Source organism: Mesorhizobium carmichaelinearum, assembly GCF_900199455.1.
Classification (GTDB): domain Bacteria; phylum Pseudomonadota; class Alphaproteobacteria; order Rhizobiales; family Rhizobiaceae; genus Mesorhizobium; species Mesorhizobium carmichaelinearum.
On sequence record NZ_FZQR01000002.1, the window covers coordinates 576,014 to 589,402 of the forward strand.

Genomic DNA, 13,389 nt, shown 5'->3' on the forward strand with positions numbered 1-13,389 from the left:
ACTAGATGGTACGCAAGAATGCCAGGATTTCTGCCGCGAGCACCTCTGGCGCTTCTTCGGCCATATGGTGTCCGCATGCGAGGCCTTTTCCCCGCAGGCTCGTCGTCCACGGGCGCCATACGCCGAGAACGTCGCCATAAAGCCGTTCCAGATCGTCGCGCATCGACCACAGAACCATGGTGGGGCATTGGACCCGTCGGCCAGCCTTTCGGTCATCCGCGTCGTGCAGATGGTCGATCGATAGGCCCGCCCTATAATCCTCGACCATCCCATGGATGACACGAGCGTCGAGAATTGCCGTCCTGTAGTCCGCAAACGCCTCTTCGCCCATTTGATCGGCGGAGCCGCCATACCAAGCTTCGGAGTCGGCCATGATCGCCTGCTCCGGCTTGTCGGGCTGGGCAAAGAAGAACCAATGCCACCAATCTGTGGCAAAGCGGGCGTCGCAGCGCTCGAGTGCTTCAAGGATGGGAACACCGTCCAGAATGATGAGATGCGTTACCGCGGATGGGTGATCCATTGCCGTGCGGAAAGCGGTGTAGCTTCCGCGATCGTGCCCGGCGACGGCAAACCGGTCAAAGCCGAGAAGGCGCATGAGCGCGACACAGTCTTTTGCCTTGGCGCGCTTGGATGATCCTGCATGATCGTGTGTGTCCTCGGGGATAGAAGACTGCCCGAAACCGCGAAGGTCAGGACAAACAACCGTATGGCTTTCGGCGAGAAGCGGCGCAACGCGATGCCAGGTGGCATGTGTACGTGGGTGGCCATGCAGAAGCAGGACCGGTGGTCCTGAACCGCCGTGCCTCACCCGAAGCGTCGCCTCGGGCAGCTGGATTGTCTCAAGTCGAAAACCTTCGAACATCAAGCTTAAACCTTGCCCTGTAGTTGGAGGTTCCACTTCTGATCGGAACCATCGCCTGTCGTCGAAGGTTGATGTACCAGATTGGGCGGCGGAAGAGGCCGAAGCTGAGCCAGACTATCCGTCATGAGAGGCACAAATGGCCTGCACGAACGGTGGCATATCCCAAGACGAGCCTTATGGAGCAATCCACTTTGCAAAGAAGTATGGCCTCACGCTGAGAGACGCCAAGTTCATCATCGCTGCGAATGGACCATCGCGAAGGACGTGTGATGCGGCAGCTGCTGCATTCGTGCGGAATAAAGCCGCGAGGTTCAGGAAGTGGCTTCGCTGATTGTGCCAAGACCGATGCATCGGCTTTGGTAGTCTGCGTTCAGAACTCAGCTATTCCTTCGGTATCGAAGACACAGATGCTGGCTGACGCTCATACAGGGCGATGAGCCTGTCAGGGCCAAGTTTAGATTCTGGGCGGCTGTGTCGCACCTGACACGTGAAGGGCCGAAGTCCTTGGTGATCCGCCTTGCCTGGGCCTGCGTGATCCCGTGCTTCCTGGCGAAATAGGCCGTTTCATAGGGTTTTTGCACAGCCGGTTAGCGCCATCTTTTCTTGTTGTCGACCGGTAGAGGACGAACAGCCCCGGGCGAAAACGTGTATGTGGCAAAAGGATCCGGCTTGTGAGCGGGATGCCCATATCCAAATCGACCGCCGAAATCTCCGTCAGCATCCTGGTATTGGGATGGCAATTCGGGCGGCGTGCGCACCGCATCGGTGTGGTCGTGATCTTCCGTTGTGAGCGGGCCAGGTCTTTTCATGCAGCTAAAGAAATCGTCAGGCCAGTTGGTTCCTTGGTGGACCCGGACATGGTTTCCGAAACCTTTCCAGCCGAGATGCGAGGCCAGCGGTTCGTTGGGCGGCGGTTCATGCCTTGCGTCCATTGGAACAAGAATGCCGTGCGGAACGTTGGTGGATGTCAAAGTAACAGGAACAATCATGCCCTACAGGGCAAGAGCGGTGAACGGCCAACTCGGCCGGGCGCGCTCAGGAGGCGCATATGGATATCACCACAATCCTGGTCATAGTTCTTATTGTTATCGTGCTGGGCGGTGGCGGATTTTACGGTCGCGGACGCTGGTACTAAGGTTCCGTAAGTGGATAATCAGCACAACAGCATTCTGGAGGCTCGCTGGCTTCTTGCCGTATCTCTGTCGCTTGTTTTTGCAGTCCTTTTGGCCGACTTCGTCGTCGCCTGAACCGAGGCAGTCAGTAAGTCATCCTTCGAGGCTTTCAGGAGCTCTCGAGAGTTATGGGCTGGCAGTGTTGCCGCTCGATCGGGATCCGTGCCCCAAAGGGCCCGCGTCCTCCGCCAGAGGCGCGAGCTTTTTCGTTTTATCCTCAAACAGGCCTGATCTGCTCGACCGGTTGAAGGACGATCTTTTCGACCTGTAGCCAATGAGGCACTGCGGCGACGACCTAGCCGGCTCCTGCTTGACTGAATACAACCGTGCCATCGTCCTTGCGAACTTCCACCGCTACGATCCCGTCTTTCTGCTTTCGAGCAAGAAATGTCGCCATCGCGTGATCTCTTGCGGCTTTCTCGGCATCGAAGGGCGTCTTTTCAACGATGCCCTCTTTCCCGTACCAAATTACCATATAGGCCATCGCTGAGACTCCCTCTGCAGGCGCTTCGAAGCTTTCCGGTTGCGAATGCCTGACAAGCTGAAGGCGGCTCACCCAGTCCGTACCTGGCGCGCAGCCGGAGAAGGCTAGAGCCGCTCGACCAGAAAATCGATCATAGCCCGGACCTTCGCCGGCTGCCATCGCGCCCGGGCAAACAGCGCATAGGCATGCATGAGGCTGGTGGGATGGTCGAGCTCGAGAGCGACGAGCGCCCCGCTGCGCAGGTCGTCATCAACAAGAAAGCCGGGCTGGTAGGCAATGCCGTGGCCGGCCTTCGCCATGGCGATGACGGCGTCCCCATTGTTGGCGCGGAAGGGACCGGTGACTTCCACCACCACGCCCTTTTGCCCGCCGAAGGTCCAGCGCTGGGCATTGGTCACATCGGACAGGGAATAGCCAAGGCAGGCGTGGCGAGCCAGCTCGGCCACGGTTCTCGGCGTTCCGTGCCTGGCAAGATAGGCGGGTGCTGCGCAGACCCGTGTCGGGCAATCCATGAGCTTTCTGGCCACAAGCGAACTGTCGGTGAGTTCACCGACGCGCACCGCCAGGTCAAAGCCACCCTCGATGAGATCGACGCGCCTGTCGTTCAGCTCCAGGTCGATCGCGAGCGACGGGTGCCGTTCGGCGAAGTCTCCGATGATGGGATTGATCACGCGCAATCCGAATGACACCGGCACGGTCATCTTGAGCAGGCCGCGCGGCTCCACCTGCCCGGCCCGCGTCACGGCCGTGGCCTCGTCGAACTCCTCGATGACGCGTCTCGATGCCTCGGCGAAACGTTCGCCCGCTTCCGTCGCGATAACGAAGCGCGTGGTGCGGCGCAGGAGTTGCGCGCCGAGCATCTGCTCGAGACCAGAAATGTGCTTGGTCGCCATCGCCTGGGACATACCGAGTTGGCGACCCGCCGCCGAGAAGCTGCGCGTCGCCACGACAGCAAGGAAGACCCGCATGCTTTTGATCTGATCGGGCATGTTCACCTCACACCAATGGTAAGAGGTCATATCCAAATCAGCGGCATTCTGAAACCATTTGTGTTCGCTTAATCTCTGTCTTGCCATCTCGGTGCGGCACCGCCGCGCAGGCATGAGCGCACAAGGGATACCGCCGAGGTCATCGGCTTCTAGAGGATCATCATGAAATCTCACATTGCACTGGGCGCGGCACTGCTGTTGTCAGCCAGCCTGCTGTCTGGCGGAACCGCCTTTGCCAAAGCCAAGCCATCGGGCGATGCGGCGATCGTTGCCTCGCACATTCAGGCGCAGAAGAACAAGGCCCTCGTCTTGAAGGCCTATCAGGAACTCCTCGGCGATCACGACGTCACGGCGCTCGACCGCTACTGGGCCGCCGACTACATCCAGCACAATCCCCACATGACCGATGGCCGGGCGGGCGTGAAGGCCGATCTTGAACGGCTGGGTATCTTCAAGCTGCCCAAGGGTAAGGTCGAGATCGTTCGGGCCGTCGCAGAGGGCGACATGGTCTGGCTGCAGACCCATCAGAAGCCGCCGGGCTCCCCCGATCTCGTGCTCATCGACATCTTCCGTTTGAGCAACGGCAAGATCGCCGAGCATTGGGACGTGATCCAGGCGGTGCCCGACGACGCAACCAATCCGCGCCGGATGTACTGATCGGCCATCTCCCGCGCGAGCGAGGACAGCGCCTCGGCGCCGTCCGGAGGACCTATTTGCGCGTTCTCCTGACGTGACCGCTGACCTGCACGCCGTCCTCGGCGCGCAGGTACAGAAAGCCGGGAATGGAGATCAGCGGGATGATCGCGGTTAGCAGGAACACCTGGTGAAAGCGCTCCGGGGTTAGGATGTGGGTCTCCCCCGCGATCAGGCCCAGCAGCATGGCGGCGATGGAGACGCCGAGCGACACGCTGAGCTGCTGCAGCACGCCGCCAAGGCTGGTGGCGCGGCTGAGCTTGTCCGCCGGCAGGTCGGCGTAGGACAAAGTGTTGGAGGTCATGAACTGCGCCGAGCGGACAATGCCGAACAGGAAGACGGAGACGCCGATCATCCAATGCGGCGTCTCGGGACGCATCAGGGCGAAACCCGCTACAGTGGCGGAGCCGACAACCGCGCTGCCGATCAGCACGGCACTGAAGCCGAAGCGTCGCAGCAGCGGCGACAGCAGCGGTCGCATGAGCAAGGCTCCGAAGCTGCCGACGAATGTCAGCGACCCCGAAGTAACCGGGCTCATGCCGAAGCCAACCTGCAGCATCAGCGGCACGAGGAAGGGCACGCCGTTGAGGCCGACACGGCACAGGCCGCCCGCAAGCGTGCCGACCCAGAAGGAGCGAAACCGAAACAGCGTCAGATCGACGGCCGGCGCCGCGACGCGGCGCGCATAGCGCCCGAAGGCGAGCAGCAGCAGGACGGCAGCGGCCAGCACCAATACTGTCGCGGAAACGGGAATGATCGGCCGGCCGATGCTTTCCAGTCCGAATTGCAGCAATGCGACGCCGAACCCCACCATCAGGAATCCGGCGAAGTCGAAGCGCTGCACGGCTTCCTCGTGGAAATCGTCGACGAAACGCAGCGCCGCCAGAATGCCGAGGCAGCCGAACGGCACGTTGACGTAGAATATCCAGCGCCACGAGGCGTAAGTGGTGAGCAGGCCGCCGAGCAGCGGGCCAATGACCGGTCCCATGATGGCCGGCAAGGTCATGTAGGTCATGGCGGTGATCAGCCCGCTGCGCGGAAAGCTGCGCAGCAGGATCAACCGTCCGACCGGCGTCATCATGGCGCCGCCCAGCCCCTGCAGGGCGCGAATGGCCAGCAGCATACCGAAACTGTTGGCCACGCCGCACAATGCCGAGCCAAGGGTGAAGGTGAACACCGCCAGCGCGAAGACTTTTCGCGCACCGAACCTGTCGGCAAACCAGCCGCTGACGGGAATAAACACGGCGAGCGTCAGGATGTAGGTGGTGATTGCAAGGTTCAGCCGGACCGGCGTCGTGTCCAGGCTGTGGGCGATGGCCGGGATCGCGGTGATGATGATGGTGGAATCGAGCTGCTCCATCAGAAAGGCGATGGCGACGATGATCGGGATGATCAGCCTCAGCCTCGGATCGCGCTCGGTGGCAAATTGAGGCTGTTCCAATGCTACGGCCAATTCCGTCATGCGGGCGGCTTATGTTCTCTAGCCAAAGTGGCGCATCCGGTTCAAAGGCAAGATTGCCCAACGTGCCAGCCAGCGGGGGGCCTGACCGCACGGGCGTCTTATGGTCCGACAAATAGGTCGGGGGTAGTCCTTTCCAGCCTGCCGGAAGTCAACAAATCTTGACCGGTGCCGTGAATTGACGGGGCACCAGCCAGACCAGAGACGCCATCCGACATCGCCCAAAGACGCCGCACAGATCAGCGGGCACCCGTCCCGATTTCGTGAAGGAACGTGTCCGGCGAGGGACCGCTTTCCTTCCCATATTTCTGGAACGAAAAGGAGACATTCCCATGAAAAGGCAACTCGTATTCATCAGCTCCATCCTGCTGACCCTGGCCACCAGCGCGATCCCGTTTGCAACCGTCGCCGATGCCGCCGTCGTCAAGCATCATTATATCCACCTCACCGCTGCCCATGGCGGCCATGCGAATGGCGGGCATGGAGGCCACGGCGGCTGGGTTGGCGGCGGTTGGACCGCCGACAATTCGACCAGCGGCAATGGCTGGATGGACAACTACTACAATGGCTACGGCAGTTACCGTGGCGACGTCGGCGACTTCTGCGGAACCATCGCCTGGACGCTCGACCTCTGCGGTCCTCACGGCCCCTGATTGCTGACCACGCCGCCGGCCCGCACAGGACAGCCGGCCCGGATGTTCCGGGACGGCTGCCTCGTCATTCCGCGCAATGCAGGAGGAGGCCCCGCTCGGATGCTACGCCATTTCGGGGCGTCTTGACGCTTCGCGGATCGCCTTGTGCACGCCGCGCTGCAGATCCATGAAGGCGGGGGTTTCCATCACCTCTTCCCGGCGCGGCCGCTCGATGTCGACATTGAAAGTCTGCATGATGCGTCCCGGGCCGATCCCCATGACGACGATGCGGTCCGACAGATAGACCGCCTCTTCCACATCATGCGTGACGAAGAGCACGGTCAGCCTGTGTTCTTCCCAAATCTGGGTCAGCAGTTCCTGCATCTGGTGCCGGGTCAAGGCATCGAGCGCGCCGAAGGGCTCGTCCATCAGCAGCATCTTGGGCCGATAGGAAAGCGCACGCGCAATGGCAACGCGCTGTTTCATGCCGCCCGACAGTTCGGACGGATAGCGGTTGGCACTCTGCGACAGCTTGACGAGGTCGAGATGCTCGAGCGCGATCTCGCGGCAGGCCGCGCGATCGTAACCGGCGGCCTTGAGAGCGAACTCGATGTTTTGCCGCGCTGTCAGCCAGGGAAGCAGCGTGTAGGACTGGAAGACGACGCCACGGTCGAGACCCGGCTGCAGGATCGACGCGCCATCGATGCTGAGATCGCCGGCGTCGAAATCCTGCAGTCCGGCGACGATCGACAGCAGCGTGCTCTTGCCGCAGCCCGACGTGCCGACAAGCGAGACGAACTCATTGTCGGCAAGATCGAGGTTGATGTCACGAAGCACTTCCGTGCGCCGTTCGCCCGTGCCGAAGCTCTTGTCGAGACCGGCGATGCGCAATTTCGGAACGGTCATCGGCGGTTCCTCATTGCGAGTGGCCATCCTGCCGGAACAAGACCTTTTCCAGGGCCTTCATGACCTGGTCGGTGATGAGGCCGAGCACGCCGAGAAGCAGGATATAGCCGATGATGGTGTTGGTCTGGAAATAGCGCTGCGACACGGTGATGCGATAGCCCAAGCCGGATGTCGCCGCGACAAGCTCGGCCAGCACCAGCCAGGTCCATGCCCAGCCGAGGCTGATGCGCAGCGTGTCCCAGATGCCCGGCAGGGCACTGGGCACGACGATGCGCGTCAGGATCTTGCGGTCCGGCAGGCCGAGCGTACGGCCAAGGCCGATGAAGTCGGCGGGAACCCGTTTCACATTGTCCATGATCATCAGCACCTGCTGGAAGAAGGTGCCGATGAAGATGATCAGGAATTTCTGCGTGTCACCGGTGCCGGCCCACAGGATGGAGAGCGGCACGAAAGCGACGACCGGCATATAGCGGATGAAATCCACCAGCGGCTCGATGGCGGCCTCCCAGGAGCGGAAACTGCCGATCAGCACGCCGATCGGGATCGACAAAGCCGAGGCGATGAGGAAGCCGATGGAAATGCGATACGCCGAGGCGCTGAGGTCCACCCACAGCGTGCCGTCAGTGGCGAGCTTGGCGATCTGGGTCGCGACGCTGCCGGGCGATGGCAGGAAAATGGGCTTTACCCATTCCAGCCCTGTCGCCGCCCACCAGGCAAGGCCAAGCCCGACAAAGACGGTCACCGCGATCATCAGGAAACGCGACCGGGCGATGGGCACGCCGATCCCGGAGGATCGGCGGCGCCTCGCCTGTTTCGTGACCGGCCCTGATGAGGGAAGAGCCAGACCCGTTTTCGCGGGGGGCTTCGCGGACATCTGCGCTACCACCGCGATCCGGCCTTTGTCATTGCGCCGCCTTGACGAAGGACGGGTCGATCATCTGCTCCGGCGTCACGTCGGCCTGAAGCAGCTTGGCGTTCTTGGCGGCCGCTTCGACATCGGCGAATGTCTTGGTGGTGAAATCGCCGGTCAGCGCTGTCTTGTTTTCGGCGAGCGAGTAGTAGCGCACGCCGTCGAAAGCGGTGTTCAGGTCCTTGACGTCGGAACCGACCGCCTTGGCGATGATGGCGCGGCCACCGGGCGTGTCGGCATTGTAATCCTTGAGTGCTGCGTCCCAGCTCTTGATCATGGCCAGCACCTGGCCGGGCCGTGACTTGATCACCTCGTCGCGCACCACCAGCACGTCGCTGATCAGGCCGGGATCCTCGCCGGCGGTGAACAGCAGCTTCACGTCCTTGTTCTGCGCCATGGCGACGGTGAGGTATGGTTCGTAGGTGACCGCGACCGGCACCTGACCCGCGATCAGCGCGCCGCCGGCGTCGGACGCCGGCATCGGAACGGCTTTCACATCGTCGATCGACATGCCGTTCTTGGCGAGCGCGTATTTGAGCAAGATGTCGCTCGTCGTGCCTTCCTCGAAGGCGACCTGCTTGCCCTTGAGGTCCTTAATGGAGGTGACGTCCTTGCCGGCGATGATGGCATCGGCCGTCATCGAGACATCGAGCAAAAGCACGATCTTCACCGGCAGGCCGGCGGCAACCATGCCCATCGCCGTGTGGGTGGCGATGTTGGCGGCGTCGAGCTGACCGCTTGCGAGCGCAGCATTGATGTCCTTGTCCTCGGCGAAGTTGACGATCTGGACGTCCGACAGGCCGTTTGTCTTGAACAGGCCCTTGGCGTCGGCAACGTGCCACTGGCCATAGCCAAGCCAGGGCTCGATGCCGATCTTGAACGATCCTGCCTCGGGCGTGGTGGGAATGGCCGCATCGGCCGCGTGGGCCACTGGCGCGGCGGCGAACCCGATGGCGGCGGCCATCATGAGCGCGCGAAATTGTCCTGCTAGGTTACGCATCATCTAGTTCCCCTTGATGATCAGACCGCTTTTTACCCAGGCATCCGGTCTGGTGAGACTGTGGGTTTCTGCTCTCGCGGCACTGTACCTCGGCATTTTACCCACCACTTCATGGTGAAGTGCGAGGATATTTCAGCGTCAGCGCGAACGGATGTCAAGGCTAAAATACATACATGCATATACAAGTTAGAGTGACTCAATTTTCCCGTTGATCTGGCGCATCCGCCTCCCTCCATCTGCGTTGTCGTCAGTTGGCCTTGGAGGGGGAATAGCGGCTGCCGAGCGAGTAGCGGCTGCCGACATAGGTCAGCTTACTGATGGTGGCCACGATCGCGCCCGTCCAGGTCCGGCGGTGCAGAAACAGGCAGCAGCTGCCGACATCGATGTTCAGATGCCGCGCTGTCTCGGCGTCGGCCGGGATCGCGGAGATGATATGCTCGACCTCGGTCACCGGGGTTTTCTGCATGAGGTAGTCGTAGGTCGCCGTTTTCGAAAAATCCTGCTTGTCGTAGTCGGGGATCAGGCTCGGATTGACGAAGCGTTCTTCGAGCTGCACCGGCAAATCGTTCTCGAAATTGACGACAACGGAGTGATAGATCGAGACGCGCTTCGGAAACTCGAAGGACAGTGCGAGCTCCTTCGTCGGCATGACGGTTTCCAGCACGAGGACTTCGGAGCGATGCCGGTTGCCGCGCTCGACGATTTCGGCCGCGATGTTGTTGATCTCGATCAGCGTCGATTGCGGCCGGGGCGGCGCGATGAAGGTGCCGACACCTTGCAGCCGGATCAGGAATCCCGCCGCGGTCAGTTCCCGCAAGGCCCGGTGGACCGTCATCCGCGAAACACCCAGCGAAACCACCAGCTCGTTCTCGGACGGCAGCTTGCGATCCTTGCCCCACCGGCCCGTTCCGATATTGGCCAGGATGTAGTCCTTCACCTTCTCGTAAAGAGGGCTCGCCGTATCGGGCAAATCGATCATTTCAAAATCCTTTCCGGCAATTTATCGGAAATCACGCCGGCTCAACAGGTTGCCGCATGCGGATGATAGTTTTCAAGCCATCGCTCTGCCCCGCCAACAGCCGCTCATAGGCGGCCGGAATGTCGTCGAGACCGATCTCGCGATCGATCAGGGCAAGCAGCGGATCGCTCAATTCACCCAGCATCCGCACGGCGTCGGGCAGCTCGTCGGCGAAGGCGTGGCAGCCCAGCAGCGCGATCTCGCGTTCGACCAGGAGGTTGGGGTCGATGTCGAGACGGCCGTGGAAGATACCGACCATCGCCACCGCACCGCCAGAATCGAGAACGCCGAGCAACTGGGTGAATGCGGCGATGCTGCCGGTCGCCTCGACGGCGGCCAGCAACGGCGCGTTGCCAGTTGCGGCGGCAATCGCATCGCGGTTTAGGTCGACGATTGTTGCGCCGGTCACCCGCGCCACGCGGGCAGAGCGCGCCTGGTTGCGGTCGGCGACAAGCACGGTGCCGGCAAAGGTTCGAGAAAGCAGCAGCGCGGCGAGACCGCCGATCGGCCCGCAGCCGACGACAAGCACCGAGCCAGCCGTCTTCGGCAGACGCCGCACCGCGTGCAATGCCACTGCGAGCGGCTCAGCCATCGCCGCGACCCGCTCGTCAAGTGCTGCATCGACAACATGCAGCAGTCGCGCGGGTAGAACAGCCTGTTCGGCGAAGCCGCCGTCGCACACTTCGCCAACGAAGCCCAGCGAAGCGCAGAGATGGCGCCTGCCGGCACGGCATTGTGTGCATTCTCCGCACCAGAAGCGGGAATCGGCAACCACCCTGTCGCCGACGGCGACGGTGTCAACGCCTTGGCCGAGCGCGGTCACCGTGCCGGTCAGTTCGTGGCCGGCCGTCGAAGGCGAGCGGCTGATCCATTGGCCGGTGCGGAAATTGTGCAGGTCCGAACCGCAAATGCCGGCGGCATCGACCCTGAGCTTCACCCAGCCCGCATCCGGCGCGCCCGGCGAAGCGATATCCTCCACCCGCAGATCGCCGGGCCCATAAAGCCGTGCCGCCTTCATCGCGATCGCCTCCGCTCAACCGGCGAGGTAGCGGTCGCGGATTTCCGAGACCGCGTTCTCATGCGAGCTGAAGCCCTCGTAGCGAGCAAGCCTGCGGGCATGCTTCGCCAGTTCCGGATAGGCGGCCGAGGTGACATAGCCGACCGACGAGCGCTTGACGAAATCCGTCACCGAAAGCGGCCCATAGGTTCGTGCCCAGCGGCTGGTCGGCAACACCGCATTGGGCCCGAGGACGAAGTTGGCCAGCGTCACCGGCGTGTGCGGGCCCATGAGGATTTCGGCCGCCTCGGTGATGTGCCCGAGATGCGCGAACGGTTCCTTCGAGAGGATTTCGAGATGTTCGGGCGCATAGTCGTTGATGAAACGGTAGCTGTCTTCCAGCGACGCGGTCAGCACGATGCCGCCGCGCTTGCCGGTCAGCACCGCGCGCGAAAACTCCACGCGCTGTTCAGTCATCCGCGACCAGTGTTCCGGGAGTGCGGCAAGTGCAGCCTCGGCGACCTTGCGGCTGTGCGTCACCAGATAGGCCGAGGAATCCGGCCCGTGCTCGGCCTCGATCAAAAGGTCAAGCGCGGCAAGGCCGCCGTCGACGCTGTCATCGGCAAAGATAATGGCTTCCGACGGGCCGGCAGGCAGGCCCGTGTTGATGATCGAGGACAGCACACTTTTGGCCGCGACCACCCACGGGCTGCCTGGGCCGACGATCTTGAGCGCGGGCTTCACCGTCTCGGTGCCATAGGCGACGGCGGCGACGGCTTGAGCACCGCCGCATTTGTACACCGTCTGCACGCCGGCGAGGCGGGCGGCGACCAGGGTCGCCGCATCCACCGAACCGTCCGCTGTCGGCGGCGTCACGACGGCGATCTGCGGCACGCCGGCAATGACAGCCGGAACCGAGGTCATCATCGTCACCGACGGAAAGGCGCCCTTGCCGCGCGGCACGTAGAGCGCGACGGAGGCGATCGGCGTGTACCGGTCGCCGGCATAGGCGCCCGGCCGGACTTCCTTGAGCCACATGGTTTCCGGCTTCTGCTCCTCATGGAACCGCCTGATGTTGTCGATGCCGAAGCCGATGCTCTCGACAACGTCCTTTTCGACCTTGTCGAAGGCCGTGTCGAACTCGGCTTCCGAGACCTTCAGTTCGCCTTCGGCGACATTGGCCTTGTCGAGTTCCCTGGCGAAGCGGATCAGCGCGGCGTCGCCCTCGTCCTTGACGGCCTGGATGATCGGGCGGACCTTTTCGACGAAGGCCGATAGATCGGCCTCGGCGCGTTTCAGCAGGCCGACCCGCTGGGTGGCATCAAGCGATGACAGATCGTGGAAGCTGATGTCGGACATGGATTTTCCTCTTTGTTGGAACGCAATTTGCCGGCCGGTCACAGTGCGCAAGACGTTGATTTCGAACCCATGGCGAGCCGCCTCAGATCGATGCGAGAAACCCGCCATCCACCGGAATGGACTGGCCGGTTATGTAAGCGGCAGCATCCGAGGCAAGGAACACGGCGACGCCGTGCAGGTCGCCGAGATCGCCGAAACGATGCTGCGGGATCTTGGCGAGCATGGACTGCTGCCATGCCTCGTTGCTGTAGAACACATCGGTCATCGCGGTCCTGAAATAACCCGGGGCGATGGCGTTGACCCTGATGCCGAGATCCGCCCACTCCGCCGCCAGCGCGCGCGTCATGCCGAGCAGGCCCGATTTGGACGAGCCATACGGGACCGCCGTGGGAATGCCGACTTCCGAAGTCAGCGAGCAGAGATTGATGATGGCGCCGCCACGCCCGGCGTCGCGCATCTGTCGCGCAGCCGCCTGGGCGCAGAAGAACGCCCCCTTGAGATTGGTGTCGACGATCCGGTCCCACAGCGCCTCGTCGACGTCGAGCGAGGGCCGGACCTCTTCCATCCCGGCATTGTTGACGAGGATGTCGAGACCGCCAAGCAGGCCGGCGGCCTCGGCAGTGGCCGTCCGGCAGCGGCCGACATCGGTGACGTCGAGGGCGACGGCATGCGCGACACCGCCGGCCGCGCGGATCGCCGCTGTCGTCTCCCCGAGGGAGGCCAGGCTGCGCGCGGTGACCGCGACGTCGGCGCCGGCAGCGCTCAGCGCCTCGGCGATGCTGCGGCCGATGCCGCGGCTGGCGCCGGTGACAAGTGCCTTTCTGCCGGCAAGATCGAACAGAGAAGCATTGCGCATGTGATCCTCCTTGCCGGTGTCGGTTCCCCGCTTCAATGCCGAGACTATCAGA

At 62.5% G+C, this 13,389-nt stretch carries 13 protein-coding genes; 2 read left to right on the forward strand and 11 right to left on the reverse strand.

The features are described from left to right. Nucleotide 1: 1 nt before the first annotated feature. The 3 genes from CKW40_RS05995 to CKW40_RS06010 all read right to left on the reverse strand — a co-directional run bounded on the left by CKW40_RS05995 (nt 2) and on the right by CKW40_RS06010 (nt 3,537). Nucleotides 2-862 (reverse strand): alpha/beta fold hydrolase, encoded by an 861-nt coding sequence (locus tag CKW40_RS05995; protein ID WP_095198982.1) that lies wholly within the window; start codon nt 860-862, stop codon nt 2-4. 1,467 nt (nt 863-2,329) lie between these two features. Further along, a complete protein-coding gene (locus CKW40_RS06005) occupies nt 2,330-2,518 on the reverse strand; it encodes a hypothetical protein (protein ID WP_095198984.1) in 189 nt (62 codons plus the stop codon). Nucleotides 2,519-2,622: 104 nt separating this feature from the next. Then, nucleotides 2,623-3,537 (reverse strand): LysR family transcriptional regulator, encoded by a 915-nt coding sequence (locus CKW40_RS06010; RefSeq protein WP_342202922.1) that lies wholly within the window; start codon nt 3,535-3,537, stop codon nt 2,623-2,625. A 132-nt stretch (nt 3,538-3,669) separates the two neighbouring features. On the opposite strand from CKW40_RS06010, the gene CKW40_RS06015 reads away from it, so the two are divergent. Further along, the gene (locus tag CKW40_RS06015; protein WP_095198986.1) at nt 3,670-4,164 is read left to right on the forward strand and encodes a nuclear transport factor 2 family protein; all 495 of its coding nucleotides are present in this window, start codon (nt 3,670-3,672) and stop codon (nt 4,162-4,164) included. A gap of 52 nt (nt 4,165-4,216) precedes the next feature. Here the strand turns inward: CKW40_RS06015 and CKW40_RS06020 are convergent, their stop codons facing one another. Further along, the gene (locus tag CKW40_RS06020; protein ID WP_244571095.1) at nt 4,217-5,641 is read right to left on the reverse strand and encodes a DHA2 family efflux MFS transporter permease subunit; all 1,425 of its coding nucleotides are present in this window, start codon (nt 5,639-5,641) and stop codon (nt 4,217-4,219) included. A 350-nt stretch (nt 5,642-5,991) separates the two neighbouring features. Here CKW40_RS06020 and CKW40_RS06025 point away from each other — a divergent pair, with 350 nt between their 5' ends. Then, nucleotides 5,992-6,312, forward strand: a complete 321-nt coding sequence (locus tag CKW40_RS06025; protein WP_095198988.1) for a hypothetical protein — start codon at nt 5,992-5,994, stop codon at nt 6,310-6,312. A 102-nt stretch (nt 6,313-6,414) separates the two neighbouring features. Here the strand turns inward: CKW40_RS06025 and CKW40_RS06030 are convergent, their stop codons facing one another. From CKW40_RS06030 to CKW40_RS06060, 7 genes are all read right to left on the reverse strand, one after another. After that, complete coding sequence (locus tag CKW40_RS06030; RefSeq protein ID WP_095199172.1) at nt 6,415-7,197, reverse strand: ABC transporter ATP-binding protein; 783 nt, start codon at nt 7,195-7,197, stop codon at nt 6,415-6,417. A gap of 10 nt (nt 7,198-7,207) precedes the next feature. After that, complete coding sequence (locus CKW40_RS06035) at nt 7,208-7,975, reverse strand: ABC transporter permease (protein WP_179297843.1); 768 nt, start codon at nt 7,973-7,975, stop codon at nt 7,208-7,210. Nucleotides 7,976-8,099: 124 nt separating this feature from the next. Further along, entirely contained in the window at nt 8,100-9,107 is a 1,008-nt protein-coding gene (locus CKW40_RS06040) for an ABC transporter substrate-binding protein (protein ID WP_095199173.1), read from the reverse strand. Nucleotides 9,108-9,354: 247 nt separating this feature from the next. After that, on the reverse strand, nt 9,355-10,086 hold the full coding sequence (gene hutC / locus CKW40_RS06045; RefSeq protein WP_095198990.1) for a histidine utilization transcriptional repressor HutC: 732 nt from the start codon (nt 10,084-10,086) through the stop codon (nt 9,355-9,357). Nucleotides 10,087-10,117: 31 nt separating this feature from the next. After that, the gene (locus tag CKW40_RS06050; protein ID WP_095198991.1) at nt 10,118-11,143 is read right to left on the reverse strand and encodes a zinc-dependent alcohol dehydrogenase; all 1,026 of its coding nucleotides are present in this window, start codon (nt 11,141-11,143) and stop codon (nt 10,118-10,120) included. Between the two features lie 15 nt (nt 11,144-11,158). Further along, the gene (hisD, locus tag CKW40_RS06055) at nt 11,159-12,481 is read right to left on the reverse strand and encodes a histidinol dehydrogenase (protein WP_095198992.1); all 1,323 of its coding nucleotides are present in this window, start codon (nt 12,479-12,481) and stop codon (nt 11,159-11,161) included. Nucleotides 12,482-12,563: 82 nt separating this feature from the next. Continuing rightward, nucleotides 12,564-13,337, reverse strand: a complete 774-nt coding sequence (locus tag CKW40_RS06060; RefSeq protein WP_095199174.1) for an SDR family NAD(P)-dependent oxidoreductase — start codon at nt 13,335-13,337, stop codon at nt 12,564-12,566. Nucleotides 13,338-13,389 lie beyond the last annotated feature (52 nt).